A 22,654-nucleotide genomic window follows, 5' to 3' on the forward strand; every position below is an offset into this window, starting at 1 on the left:
TCAGTGATTGCCGTCGGCGCGGAAGGGCCGCTGCTATCCCTTCATCGGCCAACGGTTCCGCCGTTGATTTCCAGCCGACAAAGAGCAATACGGGCTAGAACTTTCTGGAACTAGTTAGCCCTAGTTAGCGCCTGGTTACTCATCTGCGAGCCCGATGCCCGTCTGAGCTGCGGAGACACTGCTTTGGCTGGCCTTGTCATGCGGAGCTGCGGCCGACGTCCATGTGTCTTAAGGTCGCGCTCAGTTCAACCGGCGGAAGCACGGGCGCGGCATACCAAAGGCAGATGTGACGTATGACACATGCCCAGTTTCGGGCGCACGTACATCCCCTGAAATCTATTCAGATCGATTTCGGAGTCCCCATGTGGCTTTATCGAGCAGTAGCGACGTCACTTGTCGACGGGTTTGGGAGGCGCCCAGAACCACGGTCGGGTGATGTTGATGAGTTCGGGAGGCACTGGGGTTCTTGCCAGGGCAGCATCGGGATGCTCCTGGTGAAAGGTCCTGGTCATGCCGCAAATGTCGAAGTTCGAGCTGTACGCGGCGATCCGGCGTGACCATCGCGGCGGCATGTCGATGCGGGAGCTTGAGCGCAAGCACGGCGTGACGTGGCGGACGGTACGGAAGGCGTTGGACTCGTCCTGGCCGGAGCCCCGCAAGAAGCTGCCTCCCCGAGCCACCACGCTGGATCCGTACAAGCCGGTGATCGACGAGATTTTGCGGGCGGATCTGGACGCGCCGCGCAAGCAGCGGCACACGGTCACGCGGATCTTCCACCGGCTGGTCGAGGAGCACGGGGCGGACGTCTCCTACGGAGTCGTGCGCTATTACGTCGCCAGCCGGAAGCCCGAGATCCTGGTCGAGTCCGGCAAGGCACCGCTGGAGGCATTCGTCCCGCAGACCCACCAGCCCGGTCACGAAGCCGAGGTCGACTTCGGTGACGTGACCGTGCGCCTGGGCGGCGAGCTGGTCACCTGCTACCTGTTTTCCTTCCGGCTGTCGTACTCGGGCAAGGCCGTCCACCGCGTGTTCGCCTCTTGCGGCCAGGAAGCCTTCTTCGAAGGCCACGTCCACGCGCTACGGACTCTGGGCGGGGTCCCGCGGACCAAGGTCCGCTACGACAACCTGAAGGCCGCCGTCGCCAGGGTGCTGGGGCAGAGCCGGGGAAGAGTTGAGGCCGACCGGTGGATCGCCTTCCGCTCGCACTTCGGCATTGAAAGCTTCTACTGCCGGCCCGGCATCGAAGGCGCCCACGAGAAGGGCGGAGTCGAAGGGATGATCGGCTACTTCCGACGCAACCACTTCGTCCCCGTCCCCGAGGTCGCCTCGCTCGCCGAGCTGAACGAGATGGTCGAACAGTGGGACCGGCAGGACGACGCCCGCCGCATCGGGTCCAGGCCCAAGACGGTCGCGGAGTACTTCGCGCTCGAACAACCGCTGCTGATGCCGCTGCCCGAGGAACCGTTCGAGACGGGCCGGCTGTTCACCCCGCGGGTCGACCGCTACGGACAGATCCCGGTCCGCACCAACCGCTACTCGGTCCCGATCCGGCTGATCGGCAAACGCGTGCGCGTCGTATTGCACGCCTCTCACCTGGTGGTTTACGACCAGAACATGGAAGTCGCCCGGCACGAACGGTTGATCGCGAAAGGTGCTGTCCGTCTGGACCTGGACCACTACCTGGAAGTCCTGGTTCGCAAGCCCGGCGCCTTCCCTGGCTCCACGGCCCTCGAACAGGCCCGCTCGGCAGGCAGGTTCACTCCGGTCCACGACGCCTGGTGGGATCAGGCCCGCAAGATGCATGGCGAGCGGGACGGCACCCGGGCTCTGATCGAGGTACTCCTGCTGGGGCGTCATCTGCCCCATGAGCATGTCGTCGCCGGCCTGGCTGCGGCCCTGCGAGCCGGTGCGATGACCGCGGACGCGGTCGCTCTGGAAGCCCGCAAAGCCGCCCAGGCGGAGACCGAGCCCGCCCCCGCAGCGGACCGGCTGGCTCCTGGCGAACCGTCGGCGACGGTGACGTCCCTGCACGAGTGGCGGCTCGCACACCTTCCTGCGGACACCAGGCCGCTGCCCTCGGTGGCCCCCTATGACCAACTGCTCCGACGCCGCCGCACCAGCGGCGGCGACCACCGTGAGGGAGAAGCACAGTGACCCTGCCCCGCCAGCGAGGCTTGACCGAGCAGGCCGCCGACGCTGCCATCGACAGCGCCTGTCGGCTTCTGCGGCTGCCGTCGATCCGCAACGAGTTCTCCGACATCGCCGACCGGGCGATGAAGGACCAGATGACCTACCGGGGCTTCCTCGCCGAACTGCTGATGACCGAGTGCGACGACCGGTCCCGCCGCCGTTCGGAGAGGCGGATCAAGGCGGCCGGCTTCCCGCGGGAGAAGTCGCTTCGGGCGTTCGACTTCGACGCGAACCCCAACATCGACGCGGCTACCATCCACACGCTGGCCAGCTGTGAATGGATCAAGAAGAGCCAGCCACTCTGCCTGATCGGCGACTCCGGCACGGGCAAGTCCCACATGCTCATCGCCCTGGGCACCGAGGCCGCCATGAAGGGCTACCGCGTCCGCTACACGCTGGCCACGAATCTCGTGAACGAGCTGGTCGAAGCGGCCGACGAAAAGCAGCTGAACAAGACCATCGCCCGCTACGGCCGCGTCGACCTCCTCTGCATCGACGAGCTCGGCTACATGGAACTGGACCGCCGCGGCGCCGAACTGCTCTTCCAGGTGCTGACGGAACGCGAGGAGAAGAACAGCGTCGCCATCGCCTCCAACGAATCCTTCGGCGGCTGGACCAAGACCTTCACCGATCCCCGGCTCTGCGCGGCCATCGTCGACCGACTCACCTTCAACGGAACCATCATCGAGACCGGCACCGACTCCTACCGCCTCGCCAGCACCCGAGCCCGGGCCGAGGAACCCGCCAAGGCCGGCTGACCGCCCCGAGAATCGATCAGAATTGCCGGACTACCGGCCCGGCTTAGTCCAGAACTGACGCGGCGCGAAACCCTCGCGCCGCAACCAGTGCTCGGTATAGACGATCCTCTCGGCCTCGATCACGACCAGAGGGCCCGACTGAGGTTCGTCGAGAGAACGCGACCGCTCGACATGGTCGGACTGCCAGCGGAATGCCGGCCAGTAGTGCTCGAAATCGGGGTCGTCCTCAGACAGCACGCGAGCCCGCCCGAAGAGCTGAGCCCCTCGGCTGCTGGCCTGCCCGACCAGCGGGGCGAAGATCCCCACCGACACCCGGGGGTCGGCGGCGAGGTTCCTCATCTTCGGAGAACCGGGAGCCGTGCTGAACATCACCGCGAAGTCGAGGTGGAAGTACCGCACCGGCGTCGCGAGCGGCCCTTCCCGCCCTGCCGTCGCGAGCACACACATGTTCTGCGACGACAGCAGGTTGAGTATTCGTTCTTCCAGACGCTCGCGATCGAGCCGCTTCTTCGGCGACGGGCCAGCCAGCCACGGGTTAGTCACAGGCATGATCGAGTATCCCATGCCTCATCCCTTGGCTCTCAAGAGCCAAGGCAGACACGGCCATCAGCCGTGCCGTCATAACTCGTCGACAGCTCCTCAGCCATTGATCACCAACTGCCGCCGCAAGTCATCGACAAACGCTGTCGCTTGAAGTGAACGAAGCCAGGTGTCGGCAGCGGAGCGGTGAGCCTGCTCATCCTCTGGGCCGAGCGGCGCCTCTGACCTAGCGGGAGCCCGTCGCCGCAGCGACGGGCTCCCGTTCTTGAGCTCAGTTCTCCCGTGTCGGCTCGGTCCAGTGTCAGGTGGAGAGGCGCGCCGGGTCGGCCTGGTCAGTCAGCGCCCTGCGCGCAGGCTTCGCCAGATCAGGTGCTGAGCGCACCTCCGACCGCATCACCGCAAGCATCCCCGTCCGCGCCTCTTCCATGGCGTCCACCGCATCTGTCCAAAGGACTGCAGGGCGCGGTACAGCGATGGGCGCCAAGTGGTCAACGAATGCGTCCTGAAGCACGTGCAACGCGCGCCCCATACGTTCCACGGCACGGTCGACGCGTTCGGGACCAAGCAGGAGCACGCGTTCCTGAGGCGCTCGCATCGGTCGCATGGCTACGTCCGCAACCGCGTGAGCGTGCTTCAGGTCATCTTCGTCGAAGTCGACGTCCAGGTCGTTCTTGGCCATCGTCTCCCAGTGCTCGGCAGTGCGGGTGACCTCTTGCTTCAGAGCTGCGTACGCGGCATCCCACGCAGCGAGAAAGTCGGCGTACGCCTCTTGGCGCTGGCCGCGGAGCCACTGCTCATGCTCAACCTGTGCCTGGTCCTTCACCTGCTGGCGGCCGGCGCGGAAGCCCATATGCCCGCCCACCAGCGTCAGCACGCCGGCGATCAGCGCGGCAAATATTGCCGCCCATGCTTCTGTCATGCGTGCATTCTGCACCCAGGATATTTGGTCCACTCTCAGCGCCGGTCGCAACAAGACCTGGCCGTGACGTCCCGATTCAGCGCGGGGCGGAGTGACACGACGGGCTGGGGGGCGGTCGGGTTCGGGCCGCCCCCCAGCCCGCCCGGTCATCAGCGTGGGGGCGGGGTGGAGCTGGTTGTCGGTTCATTCAGGGAGGGCGGCTCGGCGCCGGTGGAGGAGCCGTCTCCGGCGCCGAAGAGGAAGGCGAGCAGCGCCAGGGCAAAGGCCGCGGCACTCAGAGCTGTCGGCAGGTCACCGCTCGCGGCTGACCCCGCGGTTGACTGCTGGTTCTTCGTACGGCGGTAGACGAGTCCTCCGACGGCGCAGGCGGCCGCGAAGAGCAGTGCGTTCTCCGCGGAGATGTACAGGTTCACCCGTGGCCTTAGGGTCCGTGGGGCCCCGATGGCGGGAGCCCCTTGCGAGAGGTAAGAACCTCTTCGGCAGTGAGCCCTGACTAGATCTCGAATCGCCTATGACGTTGTGACGTCATGACGTCAGCCGAAAAAGGTTTTTTTTGAACCTCCCGGGCCAACTGAGCTCCAGGATCCTGCAGTCCGCGCCTGTGCGTGGATCCGAGCACTGCTCGGGGGCGCCAAGCCTACCGAATCCCGGGAACGTTTTCCTCCGTACCCGTGCAGGCCGGTTGGCTCGCACGTCGCGCCTCCCGCATTCAGACGGCTGAATTGGTGGGTGAGACCGCCACGCCACCGGCCGAGTCCCCCAAGCCGTACTGCTCGTTGACCGGGAATGAGCCGATCGCCCCTCCGCGTCCTGGCCGTGGGCGTCACCGCCGCCGCACTGCTCACCTCGATGCAGGCGCCCGCACAGGCCGCCGCGTCCGCGTGCACGCATCATCTTTCCGGACCGCAGGTCTGTATCTCCACGACCGGGGAGTCGGGCAGCGCCAACCCCGGCAAAGTCTGGACGTCCTGGACCAACCCTCCCCGGGAACGTACGCGGGCGACGGTGCACATCACCGAGCCCGGTGGCCTGACCTACACGCTTACCGCCCGCCGCCGCGACGGTCAGCTCGTCGCTTCCGTTGTCCCCGGGCGGCTCATGGACAACGGCAAGCTGTGCGCCCGCTACCAGAGCAGTTCCCGTACGGCCTGCGTGCAGATCATCAACCGCAACTGACCCGTGCTCAGAACTCCAGCTCGACGTAGTCGATGTCCGTGAACTCGACCTGGAGGCCGGCGGCGCGGCAGCCGCGGTCTCTGAAGTAGACCTCCTGGAGCCCTTCCGCGGCGATCGCCTGGAGCTGCTGCTCGGTGGCGCCCTGGTCCTGGGCGGTGAAGAGGCGGGCGGCGTAGTGCGGGGGGGAGGTGCTGGGTGATGAGCCGGGTACGGCCGTCGTCGCTGGTGCCCGGGGCGGCGGTGAAGCCGAAGCGTGCCCGGGTCTCGATGACGATGCCGGTCGACGTCGCGGCTGCCTTTCTGGCTTTGTCGCGGATGCGGGGTTGCCAGCGCTTGCGGACTTCGCTCTCCAGGCGGGCGGCGAGGTCGGGGAGCGGGTGGCGGATCTGGCCTTTGAGGTAGCGCTCGACGGTGCGCTGGGACCCCCCAGCACCCGGGCCGCCTCCCGGATGGAGCCTTTGAACTGCTTTACGAGGAACCGGACCCTCGCGCCGGCGGATTTCGGAATCGGGCGGGTCGCGGTACGGGCGGTGGCCTGGTCAAGACTGTCTCCTATGATGCCCACAGCGGCTGAGGCTACGCGCCGTCAGAACCCCATTGAGGTGTGGATGCCGCCGGTGAGGGCCGCCCGTCTGTGCCGCAGGCGCGTGCCGAAGGATTCCGGGTTGCTGGTCAGGCTCTGTGGCGGCTGGTGCTCTTCGCGGGGACGGCCTGTTGGCGGTGTGCGGGGACGGCGGGTTCCGACGGGGCCTGGCTGCCCGTGGGGGCGGTGGGGGCGGTTGTGGAGCGGGACCTTGCCGCGGTCGGAGAGACGTGGGGCTTGATCGGCAGTGGTTCGCCGGGCGGTGTGGTCAAGGCGTGATGGGTGGCCAGGAGCAGGCGGCCCGTGGTCTCTGCGGGCGGGCCCTGGCGCCAGGCGGCGTCGGCCGGCTGAAGACGGGCGAGGTGCGCCCCGAGGGGTGCGCCGTCCATCGTCATGCGCTGCATCCGGGCGGCGAGCAGCGGCCACAGCCGGGCGGTCACCAGGAGGCCCGCCTCGTGTTGGGGCAGGACGGTATTGAGCACCGACACGATCCGGGAGTGCGCGGCAGAGCTGATCTTCAGCTGTCCCAGGGCGCCGGTCCGGTCACCGAGATCCAGGTCACGGGGAAGATCCAGGCTCTCGGTGAGGGGTCCCCATGAACGTTTGGCGTCCGTGCTGACGGGAGGAGCCCACGGATCGGCGGGTCCGGGCGCTGTTCCCGGAGCAGGCGCTGCGGATGCTGCGGTTGTGCCCGGCGCGGGTGTGGGGCCGGGGACGCGGGTCGGCCCCTGGCCGGCAGAGCTCAGCAGGAAGCCCTCGAACCTGGAGGGTTCGAGGGCTTCTGCCTCTGTTGACTTCCGCTTGAGTTCGGTTCTCGCTGCGCTCGATGAGCGCAGCGTCGGAGGTCAGGCGGCTACGCGGAGAAGGGGCGGGGGCGTGGCGTCGTGGCTGGGGTGAAGCTGGGTGTGCAGTTTGTCGTGCACCTTCTCCCAGACCGTGACGTCCTTCGTGCGTTCCGGGCTGCGTCGGAAGGCTCGGAGCGCTGCGGCGAGCCACAGTTGGTGTTCGCCGGGGGTGATCACGTAGCAGGCTTTCAGGAAGGCGAGGGTCTGCTGGGGGTCAACGGGGAGAGTGCTGCCCTTGATGATTCGGCGGATGGTCGTGCCCGGCAGTTCTCCGGGGCCCGCCATGCGCTCCATCTCTCCGGGGGTGGGGTAGCCCGCCCACACGTGCTGAGCACGCAGTGCCCTGCTGAAGTCGGCCACGTCCCAGATGAGGGTCGGGTCGGGTGCTTTGTGGATGTAATACGGCGCTCGGGTGGCGCGGCGCGCCCGGATCCATAGCTCCAGGGCGCGGGCCATGGCTACCTCGGCGCTTTCGAAGAACTCCTCCATCTCCGTGGTGGTGGCCTCGACGAAGGTGGCGACGGTGTGCCAGGGCGGCACAGTGGCACCGGACGTGGCACGGCAGAGTGTTGCCCTAGACGCTGCGCCGTTCGTCCGTGCGGCGATCTGCTCGTGGGTAAGGTTGGCTGTGTCCTTTCGGGTGCGCAGGAAGCTGGCGAGCTCCGCACGTGCGGGGACGGTGGTGTCGAGTGCGTTCTCACGACGTCCCATAGCGGTCACCTCAGGTCCCCGAGGTGAAGTAGGCGCGTACGAGGCGGCTGAACCGGCCGGCGCGACGGCCGCCGGTCACGACGAGCAGGACGACGGCGGCGCCGATGCTGGAGGCGCCCGCGAGGAGGAACAGTGTGTCGCTGACAGCCATACCGCGCTCGGTGAGGATCGCCGCCGTCGCGATGCACACGCTGATCACGAGGGCATGCGACATGCCGAAGCGGCCGTGCGTGGAGTGACTGGTGTCGATGCTCGACGACGCGAGCTCGATTGCCGTGGCTTTCGCGGTGGTGGAGGGCTTGGTGCCCATAAGAATCTCCCTAACCACCGTCCGGCGATCACGGGATCGAGTCACGAGATCGCCAGACGGTGCTACTTGGCTCCAACCTCTTGGTCCAGCCGTGCGATCAGGGGGAGTTGGCGCTCCCTACACACGGATGAACTGCTGGGCACAGCTTCCCAGCCGGTATGGCACAAGTGACAGTCGGTCAAGGCATTAGTTCACCAACGCGCCAAAGAAAGCTCGTCGTTTCCCTTGCTCACTTTCGACGCGTTTTCGTCCAACAGAAGTGCGACTTTATCCGAGAGGTGGCGGCCGTTGCCGCAGGTCAGAGAGTTGCGGTCACTGACACGGTCTCCTAGCACGTACCGGATGACAGCGTGACACGGGGGACATCGACTTTTCTTGACGTCCTGCGGCCAACATCGCAGGTCAGAGAGCCAACGATGCGTGTGGCAGACCTTCTTACGCGGTATTTCATGTAAAAACGGTAGAATAGGTCCTGCTCTTCACCTGTCAGGACATACAGGATTCATGCTCTGACCTGGGTTGACTCACTTTCGCGCCGCTTCGGTTATCCGTGATCACGCCGGGCGGTGCAGACTCTTCATCACAGACCGACGGGCTGCTCACCAGACCGCGGTCGACCCTGATTGCTACTGGGCTCCAACCTGCGCGCACACAGGGATATGGGCAGGCGTTGGCGCGCCTTCCCACGTGAAGCCGATCGCGTGCCTTCATAGGCAGGCATCGGCTTCACCTGCATGCCCTCTTGCGCTGCCGCGCCCGCCTCCTCAGCGACGGATCGTCTGCAACGGGCTGCCGGTGTCCGTAATGATCCAAAAAGACCACCCGTTCCGGCTGGAACTCACCTTGGGATTCTGCGCACGCAGCACCGCGGCGGCCGCGCCGCTCGGGGACTTGTACAGCCCCTGCGCCGGCCCCTCCGGCACGGTCACGCTCTCCGCCGCCGGATCGTAGAAGCCCTCGACGCGCACCCCCTCGTACGAGGCATGCACATCGATCATTCCCTCCTTGCGGCTCTTCTTGGGGGTGGAAGTGCGCTGGAAGTGCTCCACCAGCCTCTGCACCGCCTCGCTCTGGGAAACCCCCCAGGCCAGCGCCAACAGCGCCACCTGATTGTGGGTAGTCTCCGCAATCTCCATGCTCACAATTCTCGTCGGACTCACAGCCGCGAGCATACAGCCCAGAACGTCGCCCCGGCGGCCCTTCCAGAAGGCAGGCCGGACATGGTCGTCGCACGGCGAACGTCAGTGAGGTCCCGGTCGTCGACTCGACCGGTCAGGCGTAGGACGGGCAGCGGGACCCGGGCGGCCGTTGCTTGTGATCCCTGTGAACCAGCCCTAGGGAGGCCAGCGAGAACGTCCAGGTCGGCCGGGGGGGGCACCGTCAGCATGGTCGAGGTTGAGGGGGCATCGCCTGGCGCGTCGGTACGCGTACCCGTGCTCGCGATTGAGTACCCGTTGGCGTCCGTCTCACCGCTCCCGCCTCCGGCCGACATGGGGCGCCCGACGGTGCCGGTGGAGGGTACCGGCAGTACCCTCCACTGGTTTCGCTATGCCATGAGCTGGTGCAGAGCGAGCACCGTCGCGCCTGCGGCGCCGAGCCCGGGCAGCGGGCCTGCCAAGCTCAGGACGAGGATGCCCGCCAGGCCGCCGGCGAGCAGGATGATCGCCCAGCGCTGAGGCAGGAGCTGGGGGTCATTGAAATTGGCCACGTACTGTTCTCCTTGAAGAGCTCCTCGAGCAGGCGGCCCCGGATGGACCCCGGGGCCGTTCGTGTCTATACGAACGACATGGCCGCCGAGCCTGCGTTGAGCAGGCCTGGAGTCCATGGTGAGGCGTCTGGAAGTGTGCTCATCAGGGACGTGATCAACGTTTTGATCCGGGTTAAGGACTCTGAGTCCTTAACCCGGAGCAAAACGACGGGATCAAAACGCTAATCTTCCTTCGTGGCTGACGCACAGGAGACGAACGAGCGCAGACTGCGTCGGCTGCAGCAGATGCGGAGGACCGGCTCGGTCGCGAAAGCGTCTGAGGCCCTGGACAGGATCTGGAAGGCCGGGAAGGAACCGGATTCGATCGTCCTGCGCAGCGTTTTGCTGCAGGCCGACGGGGAGCGGTCGAGACTCACCAAGCTAGTCCTTCCGCGGGGGTTGGCGCTGCGCTTCTACTTGTTGGCGGTCTTCGAGGCGCAGTGCCGACAGGACACAGGAGACCTCTGGCAGAACGGTCGCCCTCTGAAGGGAGCCGACTCGTGGTCAACCCTCGTTGCCATCGACGGTGCGTACGACACAGCGTCGGGGGCGTACGACGCTGTGTTGGAGAACATGCCTCCGGAGCTCCGTGGTAGTGCGCGCGCGGAGGAGCGGTGGCGCACGAGGAAGTTGGAGGACCTGCGGCTTCGGCAGGTCAAGGGAGCTTTGAGAACTCTGGAGGAACTCGGCCAAGAAGACTCCTTGGTCTCTATTCCTCGGGGCGCGCGCAGACAGCGGTTGTACGAGGACTTCTCGCTCATGGGGGAAGGCGGGCGGGGCGATATGCCGACCCCGGACGTCTACTCCGTCCCCGTCCGTAGCTGGACAGTGGCCAAGACGATCACGCTCCCCAAGGATTTCTTCCTGAAGGGCTGGATCCAGGTGCTCAATCCTTCCGAGGTCGCCACGTGGCTCATCCTGAGGATGCTGAGCCAGTGGGCGCCCAAGAAGCACAGCGTGTCGGGCGTCTTCCTCACCACGCGGCCCCGCATGCAGGGCTTCGGCCTGCGTGACGATGCCTGGGAGGACGGCTGTCAGCGCCTTCTCGAATTCGGCCTCATCCGCCACGCCCGACTGCCCGAGGGGCTAACAACTGCCTTGAAAAAGATCGGCGATCCCGCGATAACGGCGCTCTTCCCCCAGCCGACTCGCGTCCGCCAGCTTTACGAGCCGCACTTTTGGCAAATGACCGACGATGGGCTCGCCAAGGACGCCCTGCAGACGCTCGACCGGGAACTCACCCATCGTCGAGAGGCACTCGCCGATGCCGCCACGAAGCGCGCGCAGCACGATCCCGAACGCCGCACCAGCCACGCATCGGCCGACGAGTGAGGCGCGCACCACACGCCGCTGCCCTGGGCCCAGCACGCTTTGTCGAGGGAGATCCTCGTACCACCGAGCATCCGTCAGCGACCTCTGAACTCATCGGTGTTGATCAAGCGGCAGGGATTCTCGCCGTGAATCCTGATCGTTGATGGGCGCCTCCCGTTCTCGTGTACAGAGCCAGCTGGGGGTCACCCGACCGGACCGGCAGGCGCGACGGGCGGTGCAGGTCGGGGCGTGGAGGATAGGGGGATGAAGCGTCCGATGCTGACTCAGCGGGAGGCTGCCGCCGCGTGCGGTGTGAGCCGGTCCACGATCCGCCGTCGCCGTGAGGCGGGGGACCTGCCCGGCGCGGTCTCGGACGAGACCCGGGGGTGGCTCATCCCGGTGGACGACTTGCTCGCGGCCGGGTTCAGGCTGAAAGCTCCCGCCGGCCCCGACACCGCCGGGACCGGCGGCCAACGCCAGGAGCACCAGCACGGCCAGGATGACGTCGGCGCGCTGCGCGCCGAGCTGGAGCGGGTGCGGCAGGAGCACGCCCTGGCGGTGGCCGAGGCCGAGCACGGGCGGCAGCTGGCGAAGGCGGAAACCCGGCATCTGCGGGCGGAGCTCGCCGCGCGGGCCGAGCACATCGCGGACCTTCAGCAGACGGTCCGTGCGCTGATGCCGCGCCACAGCGCACCGAGCTGGGGCTCATACACCAACGCCGCCTGGCCCACGACTACGAGACCCACCCACACCATTCCGAAGCCATGATCCGCCTGGCGATGATCGACCGGATGAGCCGCAGACTCACGCGAGAGGCGACTCCGAACTGGAAGAACTCGTAAAGCGCCTGCCGCTCCGCAACCAGCCGCCCCGTTGTGAACGCTTCGGACCTCTATAGGGGGCGCACATGGCCGAGGTCACCCCCACAAATCCGCAAGAAGAAGCCGCGAAAGGCCGCATAGCCCTCTGGCTCACAGCAGAGGACCTTCGGTGGCTGGCGCAACACTGCCGCTGCCCCGAAGACGCACAGCGCGGCGTCGGGTGCTGGAGGCGCTGGGCGAAGCCAGTGGACTGTGCACCGCGCGAACGGTAGACAGCGACGGAGACTACGTCGTCCGCACCCTCGGTGCCGGGCACTACGACCCGGACGACAGACCGCCCTTCAAGGACGGAAAGCCCGGCGGCTGGCACAAGGCGGATGTGTCGATCCGGAACGACTTGGGCGCGGCCTGCACTCCGCACGCGGCCATCTGGAAGACCGTAGGAATAGGAATCGGGGAGGGCTTATAAATGCTTTTGGTTCCACTCAAGGAACACCAGGTCGACCAGAAGTTGGGATTTCGTAACTGGGTCGGATTTCCTGCAAGATCTTTCGTGCCTCCGGAGGGGGCGCGTGCCATGGGGGTGTCCGCGACTGGGTCCGGTAAGACGATCACCACTGCTGCGTGCGCTCTGGAGTTCTTCCCGGAAGGGCGGATCCTCGTCATGGTGCCCACGCTGGACCTGATCGTGCAGAGTGCCCAGTCCTGGCGGCGGGTCGGGCACCGCACGCCGATGGTCGCGGTCTGCTCGGTGGACAAGGACGAGGTCCTGGAACAGCTCGCAGTGCGCACCACCACCAACCCGATCCAGCTCGCCCTGTGGGCCGGGACCGGGCCGGTGGTCGTGTTCGCCACGTACGCCTCTCTCGTGGACCGTGAGGACCCCGCCGACGTCACTGGTCGCCGAACTGTTCCTGGGCCGTTGGAATCGGCTCTGGCGGGCGGGAAGCGGCTGTACGGGCAGCGGATGGCTCCGTTCGACCTGGCGATTCTGGACGAGGGGCACATGACCGCGGGGGACATGGGCCGGCCGTGGGCGGCGATCCACGACCAGTCCCGGATCCCCGTCGACTTCCGGCTCTACCTGACCGCGACCCCGCGGATCCTCGCTGCGCCCAGGCCGCAGCGGGGCCGGGACGGGCGGGAGGTGGTGATCGCGTCGATGGAGGACGACTCCAGCACCTACGGCACCCGGATCTTCGATCTCGGTCTGGCGGAGGCGGTGGAACGGTCGATCCTCGCGGGGTTCGAGATCGACGTGCTGGAGATCCGCGACCCGGACCCGATCCTGGGCCTGTCCGAGGACGCACTGCGTGGCCGGCGCATGGCCCTGCTCCAGGCCGCCCTGCTGGAGCACACGGCGCAGCAGAACCTGCACACCACCATGGTGTTCCACCAGCGGGTCGAGGAGGCCGCGGCGTTCGCCGAGCAGATGCCACGCACGGCCGCCGAGCTGTACACCGCCGAAGCATCCGCGGCGGCGCTGGCCGGGGCGGAGGAGCTGCCCGCGTCGTCGATCGACGCTGAGCTGTACGAGCTGGAGGAAGGCCGTCACGTGCCTGCGGACCGGGTGTGGGCGGACTGGCTGTGCGGGGACCATCCCATCGCGCACCGGCGTGCGGTGATCCAGCGGTTCGCCAACGGCATCGACGCCCAGAACCGGCGGGTGCACCGGGCGTTCCTGTCCTCCGTACGGGCGCTCGGGGTCGGGGTCGACATCACCGGACTGCGCGGGGTCGAGGCGGTGTGCATCGTCGGCTCGCGCAGCTCCCAGGTCGACGTCGTCCAGAACATCGGACGCGCCCTGCGCCCCAACCCCGACGGCACGACCAAGACCGCCCGGATCATCATCCCCGTCTTCCTCCAGGCCGGGGAGGACCCGAAGGACATGGTCGCCTCGGCCAGCTACCAGCCCCTGGTCGACATCCTCCAAGCCCTGCGCTCGCACTCCGAACGCATGGTCGACCAGCTCGCCTCCCGCGCCCTGACCCGCGGCACCGAACGCCGGCGCATCCACGTCCACCCCACCCCCGCCACCGCAGCCGGCCCGGAGAACGGGGACATGCCCGCAGAGGCCGGCGAGGAGCAGCAGGAGGTCGACCGGGTCACCTCCATCGTGGTCAACTTCGCCTCCCCCCGCGACGCCGCCGACATCGCCGCCCTGACCCGCTGCCGCGTCATCCGGCCCGAATCCCTCGTCTGGCTGGAGGGCTACCAGGCCCTGCTCCGCTGGCGTACCGAGAACGGGATCACCGGCCTGCACGCCGTCCCCTACGACACCGTGACCGCAGTCGGCGTGACGAAGGACTACCCCCTGGGCCGGTGGGTCCACCAGCAACGCCGCGCCCACCGCGCAGGTGAACTCGACCCCCACCGCACCACGCTGCTGAACGAGGCCGGAATGGTGTGGGAACCCGGCGACGAAGCATGGGAGAACAAGCTCGCCGCCCTCCGGTCGTACCGGCGCGCCACCGGGCACCTCGCCCCGCGGCAGGACGCTGTCTGGGGCGAAGGCCAGGGGGACGGCGAGCAGCTGGCCATCGGACAGCTCCTCGCCAACCTCCGCCGCAGAGGCGGCCTCGGCAAGGACCCCGAGCGGGCGGCGCAACGCGCACAGCAACTGGCCGCGATCGACCCCGACTGGAACTGCCCCTGGCCCCTGGACTGGCAACGCCACTACAAGGTGCTCGCCGACCTGGTCGACGCCGACGGCGTACTGCCCCACATCGCACCGGGCGTCACCTTCGACGGCGACGACCTGGGCAAGTGGCTTCAGCGGCAGAAGCAGGCCGGCACCTGGGCGCAGCTATCGACCGAGCAGCAGGAACGACTGACCAAGCTGGGCGTGGCGCCCGCTGAAGCCCTCTCCCCCGCCCCGGCGGCTGCGCGGTCGACGAAGGGATCGGGCAAGGCCCAGCAGGCGTTCCAGCGGGGCCTGGCGGCCCTCGCACAGTGGGTGGAACGGGAAGGCCAACGGCCTGTGCCGAGGGGGCACGCCGAGGAGATCTCGATCGACGGCGAGACTGAGCCAGTGGTCGTCAGGCTCGGCGTATGGGTCTCCAACACGAAAGCCCGCCGCGACAAACTCACCCAGGAACAGCTCAACGCCCTCCGGGAGCTCGGCATGGAGTGGGCGTAGAAGAGAGGGCCCTCCCCTGGCACTACTGATAAGGGTCCTGTTGTGGGTGGTGCCAGGGACACTGGTCGCAAGCCTCAGCGCCGCAGCCGCAGCGTGAGGGGTCGGCTTTCCTGGACTCGAAGGATTGGCACATGCTCACCGAAGCACTCTTGGCCGTGGCCGGAGCTGGCGGTACCGCCGTCGTCCAAGCCGCTGGCACCGACGCATGGACCGGTCTGCGGCAACGCGCAGCCCGTCTCCTGGGGCGCGGCGACACTCAGCGCGAGCGTGCGGAGCTGGAGCGCCTGGACCGCACCGCGCAGGCGCTGGGAGAAGCCGACACCACTGGCGATGCAGAGCGGACGCGCCTGCGCCAGGAGGCATCGTGGCAGACCCGTTTCGAGTCGCTCCTGGAGAATCTGGAGGACTCCGAGCAGCAGCAGGTTGCGACCGAGCTTCAGGCGCTGGTGGCCGAGCAGCGGGAATTCGCGGCCCGTCAAGGCGTGGTCGGCAACACCTTCAACGGCCCCGCCGCCCTGCAGGTCGGAAACCACAACCAGCAGGAAAACCGTTTCCACATCGCGAGCTATCTGCCCGCTCCCGTAGGCCCCCGCGTCGTCCTCCATGTCTCCAACTCCATCCCTGTCTACGACCTGCCCGACGGCAGTCAGGACCTGGGAGATCATTTCGTCAGCGTGGAGGCGGTCAACACTGGTGACCAGCCGATCGCCATCACCAGCTGGGGTATCGAGCTCCCCGGCGACCGACGCATGTTCGTCACACGAGGTGAGAACTGGGCTACTCCGCTCCCCCACGTACTCGTCCCCGGCGCCCCTCCCGCACGGTTCCTGATCCGAGCCGATGAACTGCGGCGTGTGGAGCGAGAGCAGCGCATCCCGTACACACAGATGCGGCCCTACGTGGGGCTGGCCGACGGGACGGCCATCCACGCCGACCACAGCGTGCCGTTGGCCTGACTGGCGTAAGGCGGCCCTGTCTGAGCCCCGCTGCACTTCCCGCGCCCCTGTGCGGGCGGCTTGTCCGCCCGGCGGCGCGTGCATCCCCGATAATTGACGCCTTCGCCCGGTCGCTGGTTGGTGAGGTCCAGACGTTAATGCTTCATACGACTCGTGGCGCCGCTAGTCCTCCGTGGGGATCGGGCCTTCGCACTCGTCGATCCAGTGCGCCAGGTGCACACGTCAGCCCCGGTCGGGCCTATTAGGTCTAACAGGTCTGACCGGGGCTGCTGTGCGATGTTGCCGTGCGGTCCTCGGACCGACGTCTCAACCGACGTATGTCCTGCCCAGGTGCACCTCACCGACGCGCGGGAGCGTCCGCCGGATGGTGAACGGCCTCGCCGACGCGGGGCTGTCCATGAACTGACGGCCCAGCGCCTTGGTACCCGTCACCAGCCGCACGGTCAGCTCATCCACGAGCTTCCGCTCGTAGAGGTCGTTGACCGTGTTGCGCTTCCAGACGCGGGTCCAGGCGTCGAGCCAATCCTGGTGATCGCGTTCGGGGACGTCGCAGACCATGAGGAAGGAGCGCAGCTGCTCTTGGTTGAGCATGGTGGCGCCGTCGAGCATGCGCCGCACGGTGGTGCGCGGCAGGCGCCCGAGCCCTGCCCTGCGTTCCATCTCCCGCAGAGGCATGGCGCCGGCCTTGTAGTACGTCGCGCGCAGCGCGGTGCGCAGGTCCGCCGCACTGTCCACCAGCCGCGGCCGGGGCGCATTTGTGTAGTCCGCGCCGTGCTCGTAGGAGCGGGCCTGGCGCCAGAGTCGGCGCGCCTTCTCCGCCGAGCGCGGTCCGCAGGCGAGCACATACGCCTCGACCACTTCCAGGCGCGGGATGCGCTCACCGCTCGCCGCCCTCTGCAGGGTGGTCGCGGACCAGAAACGGGTACGTGCCGCGAGTTCGGCGTACGTGAGCCCGGCCTCGTCCCGCGTCTCGCGCAGGTACGTGGCCAGCACCATCAAGTACGGGTTGAACGTGCGGATCGGCTTCTCGGGACGCCCCATGGCGTTCCCTCAGATCCGCGGCAGGACCAGCGGGACCCGCCGCCCACAGCGCAGAGTCACCACCGATCCCACCGAGATCAGGATCACGCCGGCGAGCAGCTGCAGGACGGTGCTCGGGTCCATGCCGCCCCACGCGAGCGCGGCGCTGGTCAGGACGATGACGATGATGACGGCCGTCTCAGTACCGGTGAGACGGTGCGGTGCGGGCGTGTGAACACCCGCAGCATGGCGCCTACGGCTCATGCGAGGTCCCCCTTGGGGATCAGGGCGGCGGCACCCGCGTGGGTACCGCCGCCGACGACTGCGGACTCCTTCGATCACGCTCGGGCGGTGGCACGCCCGAACCGTGACTGCATAGTGCCCCATGTCCCGTCACAGTCGGAGCAGTTGATGCACCTGCGGACCGCCCCTCGGCCCTGGTGCGTGTCTACGCAGCTCGTCCACGCAGATTGGAACCTGCGACCTGCGATGATTACAAAAAGTCACTAGGGGGCGGCCCGATTGATGCACCCGTGACCCAGCTTGGACGGCGTTGGCTTGCCTCCCTACCTAGGGAGTGCGACGCTCCCCGTACAGGTTCCACCTCCCCGACGGCTGCGGACTCCTTCCTTACCGAACGGGCCTGAACCTTCCGGTGCCGGTGTGCGTGGCAGCACCCGGGCACATGCTGAGGGGCCGACCACTGTGGTCGGCCCCTCAGCATGCTTCGGCGTGCGACGCAGTTGCAGCCCCGCTTTCTCATGCTCGACCAGCCCGCCCAGCCTCACTGCGACAGCCGCGCTGAGGGAGGTGGATCCGCGGTGGAACATCCCCTGGTCGGTGCCCTTGGACTGGAGTGAGCAGCGGCGTAGTACCACGGGGTGGGCCGCATGACTTTCCTTTTTCGGCACACCCCGTGGTCATTTGTTGCGGTCTTACGCGGGAGGCAGGCCCGGAAGCACCGTCCCGGTGTATGCAGCGAGCACGCTCCCCAGGGCTCCACTGACCACGGGCGAGTTGAGGATGCCGATGATGGAACCACCCCAACGCTGGAGCCTGCTGAGGTCGGGAGAGCCGTTGGCGGCCTCGGTTTCGAGACGCGTGGCGAGCTGGGTGAACTCGAGGGCGTCTTCTTCCGGCAGTTCCAAGGCAGGCGCGGCCTGACGCAGTGCGCGGGCGAGCATGACGACTGCCGCAGGGTCGATGCCGTCCTTGTTGGTCGTGGCGTTCATGGTGAACTCACGGCTGTTCGCGGCAATGTTGCCCGTGTTCTCGCCGATGTTGAACGTCGTGTTGCCGGTGCTGTTTCGACGCTCGTACGCGCTCACGTCGCCGTCAAAGTGCTCCACGCAGTCCTGCCCTTCAGCCGTAATCTCAGCTCGTACGGGCCCTTCGGTCTGTCCCGTCTTGGTTCCTGTGATCAATGCCTTGGCGAGGAGGTAGGCGCTGGCACGATCGATCTCCTCCAGCAGCAGTCGACCTCCCTCGTGGAGCGAGTGCGGGGACTGAAGGACGCCCTCCACAACGGGGTAGCCCGCGCCATCGTTCTTCTGCTCCCACAACCAGGTCAGCAGGCCTCTGCGTGCAGTGGCACTGCGCGCTCGGGGGTCAGCGCGCCGACGTAGGCGTTCCTGTACCCACTCCATTCCTCGTGGGGTCAGATTGGCCGCTGGATCACCCATCCCGGCGTAACGATCGCTCAGCAGCCCCCAGTCTTTGCACGTCAGCAGGAGTCGATGGGACTGCTGCTCGTCGAGACCGTGCTGTTCGCCGAAGGCAGTGATCGTCACGTACTCCGTCGAGTTCGCGGCCGTCTGTTCGTGGACCCACTCCACAAGCGGCTCATGTAGGGCGACAAAGTCGATGGCCATGGACCCGCTCCTTGCTCGGTGCTGCAGAACTCTTGAGCATAGAACTCGCCACTGACACCAGGGCCCAGGACGGGCGCTTCTCCCGTCGGCGGGGGCCGCCTATCGTCCGCGTCCTTGGCGGTGCGGGGGCGGTCTGCCGGTGGTGTGCGGGGGCGGGCTGCCTGCCCGCGACGAGCAACCCAGCGCCCGGAACACGGCCGGCGGAGCGCATGACGGTCCAGTAGGGCGCGGTCTCCGACAGGGCCTCGCCCACAGCCCGGGGCTTCACCTCGGCAACGCGCTCGTGCACGTCTTCAGGATCTGGCTCGGTGTCTAGAAACAACTGGCCGGTCATACGGCGTTCCCGTCCAGGTACTCAGTGCGAGCGCGGCCGGACAGCCTTGGCCGTTGGTTCTGCATTGCCAGCGAGGTACCGCAGGTGCCCTACTCTGGGGCCGCATGAGCACTGCAGTGGCGATATCTGAGGCGATAACCGACGCCCAACGGGCGGAGGCGCAGGCGCTGTTTGAGGGTTCGTTCCATGACATCGCCCCGACTGCGGTCCCGAGGGTGAAGCACGATCCCCTCTACGCGCCACTGGTGCTGTGTTACCACGACCCCGGCACCGGCAAGCTCGCAGGGGCCGCCCTCACGTGCAGGTCACAGGTCGCAGTCTCCATGACGATGATGCGGCGACCGGAGTACGCGCCGGTCATGGACCTGCACAGCGAACTGGACCTCATGGCAGTCGTGCCAGCCTTTCGGGGACGGGGCATCGGGGGCATGCTGATTCGGGCAATGGAGGATCGGCTGAGGCAGCGAGGTGTCCGGAGCTGGTTCGGCAACGCCACGAGAGATCTGGAGACCGCGAAGCTCCGCGAGTTCTACACCCGGCACGGCTTCACGGTGCTCCCCGACGGGCAGCCCCTGCCTGACCTGCTGGGCAGATCGTGGGCGCTTCCCACCGTCGAACAGCCCGCGTTCTTCTTCTACAAACAGATCAAGAGGGGCTGAGACCGTGGACTGCCTCTCCGTCGGATCCAGCCTCGTTGCCGCCCCGCTCAGAATCGAGCGGCTGTCCGCTGTGGCCGCACATTCCATGAACCCGATACCGGTGTAGCCGGTGGTCGGATACTTGAGGATGCCGCGCCCAGGGGTGCTCCGAGTCGCTCCGGTCGCCGCGGAGACGACGTGGTCGTACCTGTCCCGAATCGCTGACCGCTACGGCTTGGCCCGCGGCGCACTGCTGCCGCTGTGGACCTGGTCAGGTTCGCGGCCGCGGGACGAGGCCGGTCCGCGCGAGGATGCCGAGGTGATGCTGAACCCGGTCGGCCGGCAGTTGCTGGCCCGACTGGGCGGGGTCGACGAGCAAGTCCTGGTCCGGGCGCTGCCCGCGTTCGGTGACGGGCCGCAGCTGACCAACGCTCACTCCACCTGACAAAGCGCCGGCTCAGCACACAGCCAAGCCTCCGTGCCCCCATCAACAAGCCGTAGCAACCGGGGCTTAAAGCGCCACCACTACCAGGCACCAAACTGATCAACCAAGGCCAACCACCCACCTACTGATCAGGAAAACCGCTCCTGGACATCGCAGCCCTCGCAGAACTGGGCATCAACTGGGCAAGGCAGGTGCCGATCCCCCAGACCACCCCCGACAGCCCTTGACCGCTTCCAGCGCCATGACCGGATACCCCGGCCCCTTGAGGCCCGGAGTCCGGTCTGTTGCTGGGCGCTGGTCAGATGGGGGCCTTCACACTCGTCGATCCAGTGCGCGAGAAGGCTCAGGGTGGCGATCCTTTCCAGTGCCTGCTGGGCGGTCCGACAAGCGCGTGACTGGGCGCAGCTCAACGTCGGACAGCAGCGACGGTTGAGGGAGCTGGGCGTGCGGCCACGAGCCACTGTGCGGGGCCAGGAGACGCCAGCGCGGGCCGGGGTGAAGAGCGGGGGGGCCCGGAAAGGGCTCCGAGACGTTCACACGGTGCCTCACGGCCCTGCGGCACCGCCCGGGAAGGGAAGACCCGAGGTACGACAAGCTTGCCGTCCGCTACGAAGCGACCGTGATGGTCGCAGCTATCAACGAATGGCTATGACCAGCACCTTCACAACAGGCCGTAGGCCGTAGCACGGGACGGCGGCCTCGCCCTGGTGGTGCTGGAGGGCGAGGCCGCCGTCGGGGGCGTGTCAGCGGCTTGTGTTCGGCGTTGCAGCGATGGTCGCAAACCATGCCTGCCGAAGGCGTCCTTGGCCGGTGGTTACGCTTCCTGGAGCTGGGACAGGATCCACCGGCCGAGTTCCGGGGTCATGACGGTGTGGCCTTCGTTGGTGGTGGCGCAGAGGAAGTCGTGGAGGTCGCTGCGCTCGCGGTCGACCTTGGCGTAGAGGGCGGTGTGGTCGTCGATGCCGGCCGACGCCACGGCGCTGATGGTGGGGACGAAGGTGGAGGTGTTGTGGGTGAGATCCGCCGACTGCCCGTTGATCACCGCGGCCAGCACGGCGGCCATGCCGAAGTTGGCGGCGTCTTCCAGGAGCGGGGCCTTGGGGAAGAGGCCGCCGGGAGCGCCGTCGAGTTCGGGGAAGCCGGTGGTGTTGATCGAGACGGCGGCCTGGTACGCCTTCGCCATCTGCGCGACGGTCTGTTTTCCCTGGCCCTGGGTGCGCAGGTGGGCGTTCACCTTCGGCCCGGGGGCGGACATCGCGGTGTCGGCGGCGGGGATGTTGTTCCCGGCGCCGGTGCCCGTTCCGTTGGCGACACCGAGCAGGCGGGGGCGCCGGGGCCAGTCGCCCACCCGGTGGAGTGCTTCCAGGAAGTCGGTCCGTGCCCGGTCCTGGCCGGCGGCGACGTCGAGGGTGACCTCGGTGGCGGTTTCGACGTGCCAGCGCAGCATCTGGCGTGCGGCCGGGCTGTTGACCAGGTCGGAGTAGAGGCTGAGGAGCGGGTTGGTGTTGCCCCAGTGTTTCTTTACGAAGTGGGCATATGCCTGGACTCCGATGGGCAGCCACGCCCCGCAGTGCGGGGTGTCGTAGGAGAGGTAGGTGGAGGTCTCGTGGTCCTCCTCCTGCGTTTCCATCTTGGCCAGGGCGTAGCGGGTGACCATTCCTCCCATGCTGAAGCCGCCCACCGTCAGCATGGCGTCGCCCTCGCGGTCGGCGACCGTCCTGCGGATGCACTCGATCGCGACGTCGGCGTTGTCGAGGATGGATGCGGAGCGTTCGTTGAAGCCCAGGAGGATGACGTCGAAGCCGTTCTCACGCAGCGTGGAGATGAACGGGTACTCCCCGTTCTCCAGGCCGTCGTAGAGCACGTGCCCGTTGCTCGGTCCCACGGCGAAGCCGTCGGCGAGGATCACCGGCCGCCGGACGGCCGTCTGGCCGGATGAGCTGTAGAAGACCCAGGCGCTTCCGTTGCGGAGCTCCCACTCGGTGTCCCACGGGTCCGCTTCCGCGGCTGCGGGCTGAGCCCCCGGAGGGGTGCCCCAGATACTGACAACAGGCTTGGACATGCTTCGACGACTCCTTGGTGCCGGGCTGGTCACACCGAACACGGATATCGTCTCGGCGTGAGCATCCAAACCACGCCATAAACCAGCAACATCACTCTTCCGTGGATGAAACGGCTCTTGGCTGTGACCGGCACTTTCGCAACAGGCCCTTAGCTTGATCTTTAACCTGTGCGGCGTGGACGCGGGGTCGTTGACTTCTTCGTGCGTCGCTTCGCGGAGCCTGGTCTGCCAACTGTGTGCACGTCATAGCGGGCAGTGGGCTGGTTGTTCTTGCGGCC

At 67.2% G+C, this 22,654-nt stretch carries 21 protein-coding genes and 2 pseudogenes; 10 read left to right on the plus strand and 13 right to left on the minus strand.

Annotated elements, in window-relative coordinates; all coding sequences use genetic code 11:
- The first annotated feature begins 519 nt into the window (after positions 1-519).
- Positions 520-2,154 (plus strand): IS21 family transposase, encoded by a 1,635-nt coding sequence (gene istA, locus ACFWSK_RS32105; protein ID WP_383794013.1) that lies wholly within the window; start codon positions 520-522, stop codon positions 2,152-2,154.
- Positions 2,151-2,948 carry an IS21-like element helper ATPase IstB gene (gene istB, locus ACFWSK_RS32110; RefSeq protein WP_383793954.1) on the plus strand — a complete coding sequence of 266 codons (798 nt, stop codon included), beginning with the start codon at positions 2,151-2,153 and terminating at the stop codon, positions 2,946-2,948. Before istA ends, istB begins: the two co-directional genes overlap by 4 nt.
- Before the next feature lie 30 nt (positions 2,949-2,978).
- Here istB and ACFWSK_RS32115 read toward each other — a convergent pair whose 3' ends face one another.
- The 3 genes from ACFWSK_RS32115 to ACFWSK_RS32125 form a co-directional block, all read right to left on the minus strand.
- Positions 2,979-3,512, minus strand: coding sequence for a pyridoxamine 5'-phosphate oxidase family protein (locus ACFWSK_RS32115; RefSeq protein ID WP_383793957.1), 534 nt, complete (start codon positions 3,510-3,512; stop codon positions 2,979-2,981).
- Positions 3,513-3,789: 277 nt separating this feature from the next.
- Positions 3,790-4,407: a hypothetical protein gene (locus tag ACFWSK_RS32120; RefSeq protein ID WP_383793960.1), complete on the minus strand. Its 618-nt coding sequence runs from the start codon at positions 4,405-4,407 to the stop codon at positions 3,790-3,792.
- A 149-nt stretch (positions 4,408-4,556) separates the two neighbouring features.
- Positions 4,557-4,820, minus strand: a complete 264-nt coding sequence (locus tag ACFWSK_RS32125; RefSeq protein WP_383793963.1) for a hypothetical protein — start codon at positions 4,818-4,820, stop codon at positions 4,557-4,559.
- Between the two features lie 373 nt (positions 4,821-5,193).
- Between ACFWSK_RS32125 and ACFWSK_RS32130 the strand changes: the two genes are divergently transcribed.
- The gene (locus tag ACFWSK_RS32130) at positions 5,194-5,583 is read left to right on the plus strand and encodes a hypothetical protein (RefSeq protein WP_383793965.1); all 390 of its coding nucleotides are present in this window, start codon (positions 5,194-5,196) and stop codon (positions 5,581-5,583) included.
- Between the two features lie 7 nt (positions 5,584-5,590).
- Here ACFWSK_RS32130 and tpg read toward each other — a convergent pair.
- From tpg to ACFWSK_RS32160, 6 genes and pseudogenes are all read right to left on the minus strand, one after another.
- Positions 5,591-6,148: pseudogene (tpg, locus tag ACFWSK_RS32135) on the minus strand (telomere-protecting terminal protein Tpg).
- A gap of 107 nt (positions 6,149-6,255) precedes the next feature.
- The gene (locus ACFWSK_RS32140) at positions 6,256-6,654 is read right to left on the minus strand and encodes a hypothetical protein (RefSeq protein ID WP_383793968.1); all 399 of its coding nucleotides are present in this window, start codon (positions 6,652-6,654) and stop codon (positions 6,256-6,258) included.
- Positions 6,655-7,011: 357 nt separating this feature from the next.
- Positions 7,012-7,722: a hypothetical protein gene (locus tag ACFWSK_RS32145; protein ID WP_383793970.1), complete on the minus strand. Its 711-nt coding sequence runs from the start codon at positions 7,720-7,722 to the stop codon at positions 7,012-7,014.
- 10 nt (positions 7,723-7,732) lie between these two features.
- On the minus strand, positions 7,733-8,032 hold the full coding sequence (locus ACFWSK_RS32150) for a hypothetical protein (RefSeq protein ID WP_383793972.1): 300 nt from the start codon (positions 8,030-8,032) through the stop codon (positions 7,733-7,735).
- Positions 8,033-8,796: 764 nt separating this feature from the next.
- Positions 8,797-9,168, minus strand: a complete 372-nt coding sequence (locus tag ACFWSK_RS32155; RefSeq protein ID WP_383793975.1) for a hypothetical protein — start codon at positions 9,166-9,168, stop codon at positions 8,797-8,799.
- 410 nt (positions 9,169-9,578) lie between these two features.
- Positions 9,579-9,740 carry a hypothetical protein gene (locus ACFWSK_RS32160; RefSeq protein WP_383793978.1) on the minus strand — a complete coding sequence of 54 codons (162 nt, stop codon included), beginning with the start codon at positions 9,738-9,740 and terminating at the stop codon, positions 9,579-9,581.
- 234 nt (positions 9,741-9,974) lie between these two features.
- On the opposite strand from ACFWSK_RS32160, the gene ACFWSK_RS32165 reads away from it, so the two are divergent.
- The 5 genes and pseudogenes from ACFWSK_RS32165 to ACFWSK_RS32185 all read left to right on the plus strand — a co-directional run bounded on the left by ACFWSK_RS32165 (position 9,975) and on the right by ACFWSK_RS32185 (position 16,006).
- Positions 9,975-11,111 (plus strand): hypothetical protein, encoded by a 1,137-nt coding sequence (locus ACFWSK_RS32165; protein ID WP_383793981.1) that lies wholly within the window; start codon positions 9,975-9,977, stop codon positions 11,109-11,111.
- A 255-nt stretch (positions 11,112-11,366) separates the two neighbouring features.
- Positions 11,367-11,858, plus strand: a complete 492-nt coding sequence (locus ACFWSK_RS32170; RefSeq protein ID WP_383794016.1) for a helix-turn-helix transcriptional regulator — start codon at positions 11,367-11,369, stop codon at positions 11,856-11,858.
- Positions 11,795-11,932, plus strand: a pseudogene (locus ACFWSK_RS32175) (IS5/IS1182 family transposase); the annotation flags it as partial. The gene ACFWSK_RS32170 and the pseudogene ACFWSK_RS32175, both read left to right, overlap by 64 nt.
- A gap of 448 nt (positions 11,933-12,380) precedes the next feature.
- A complete protein-coding gene (locus ACFWSK_RS32180) occupies positions 12,381-15,050 on the plus strand; it encodes a Helicase associated domain protein (RefSeq protein ID WP_383793983.1) in 2,670 nt (889 codons plus the stop codon).
- Positions 15,051-15,181: 131 nt separating this feature from the next.
- A complete protein-coding gene (locus ACFWSK_RS32185) occupies positions 15,182-16,006 on the plus strand; it encodes a hypothetical protein (protein ID WP_383793985.1) in 825 nt (274 codons plus the stop codon).
- A 306-nt stretch (positions 16,007-16,312) separates the two neighbouring features.
- Here ACFWSK_RS32185 and ACFWSK_RS32190 read toward each other — a convergent pair whose 3' ends face one another.
- The 3 genes from ACFWSK_RS32190 to ACFWSK_RS32200 form a co-directional block, all read right to left on the minus strand.
- Positions 16,313-17,047, minus strand: a complete 735-nt coding sequence (locus tag ACFWSK_RS32190; protein ID WP_383793988.1) for a helix-turn-helix domain-containing protein — start codon at positions 17,045-17,047, stop codon at positions 16,313-16,315.
- A gap of 9 nt (positions 17,048-17,056) precedes the next feature.
- Positions 17,057-17,290: a hypothetical protein gene (locus tag ACFWSK_RS32195; RefSeq protein ID WP_383793992.1), complete on the minus strand. Its 234-nt coding sequence runs from the start codon at positions 17,288-17,290 to the stop codon at positions 17,057-17,059.
- Between the two features lie 671 nt (positions 17,291-17,961).
- Complete coding sequence (locus ACFWSK_RS32200) at positions 17,962-18,897, minus strand: hypothetical protein (protein ID WP_383793995.1); 936 nt, start codon at positions 18,895-18,897, stop codon at positions 17,962-17,964.
- Positions 18,898-19,335: 438 nt separating this feature from the next.
- Here ACFWSK_RS32200 and ACFWSK_RS32205 point away from each other — a divergent pair, with 438 nt between their 5' ends.
- Positions 19,336-19,890, plus strand: coding sequence for a GNAT family N-acetyltransferase (locus ACFWSK_RS32205; RefSeq protein WP_383793998.1), 555 nt, complete (start codon positions 19,336-19,338; stop codon positions 19,888-19,890).
- A 142-nt stretch (positions 19,891-20,032) separates the two neighbouring features.
- Positions 20,033-20,314, plus strand: a complete 282-nt coding sequence (locus tag ACFWSK_RS32210; RefSeq protein ID WP_383794001.1) for a hypothetical protein — start codon at positions 20,033-20,035, stop codon at positions 20,312-20,314.
- A gap of 814 nt (positions 20,315-21,128) precedes the next feature.
- Here ACFWSK_RS32210 and ACFWSK_RS32215 read toward each other — a convergent pair.
- On the minus strand, positions 21,129-22,376 hold the full coding sequence (locus ACFWSK_RS32215) for an esterase/lipase family protein (RefSeq protein WP_383794004.1): 1,248 nt from the start codon (positions 22,374-22,376) through the stop codon (positions 21,129-21,131).
- Positions 22,377-22,654 lie beyond the last annotated feature (278 nt).

This window comes from Streptomyces sp. NPDC058620 (assembly GCF_042717135.1).
Lineage (GTDB): Bacteria > Actinomycetota > Actinomycetes > Streptomycetales > Streptomycetaceae > Streptomyces.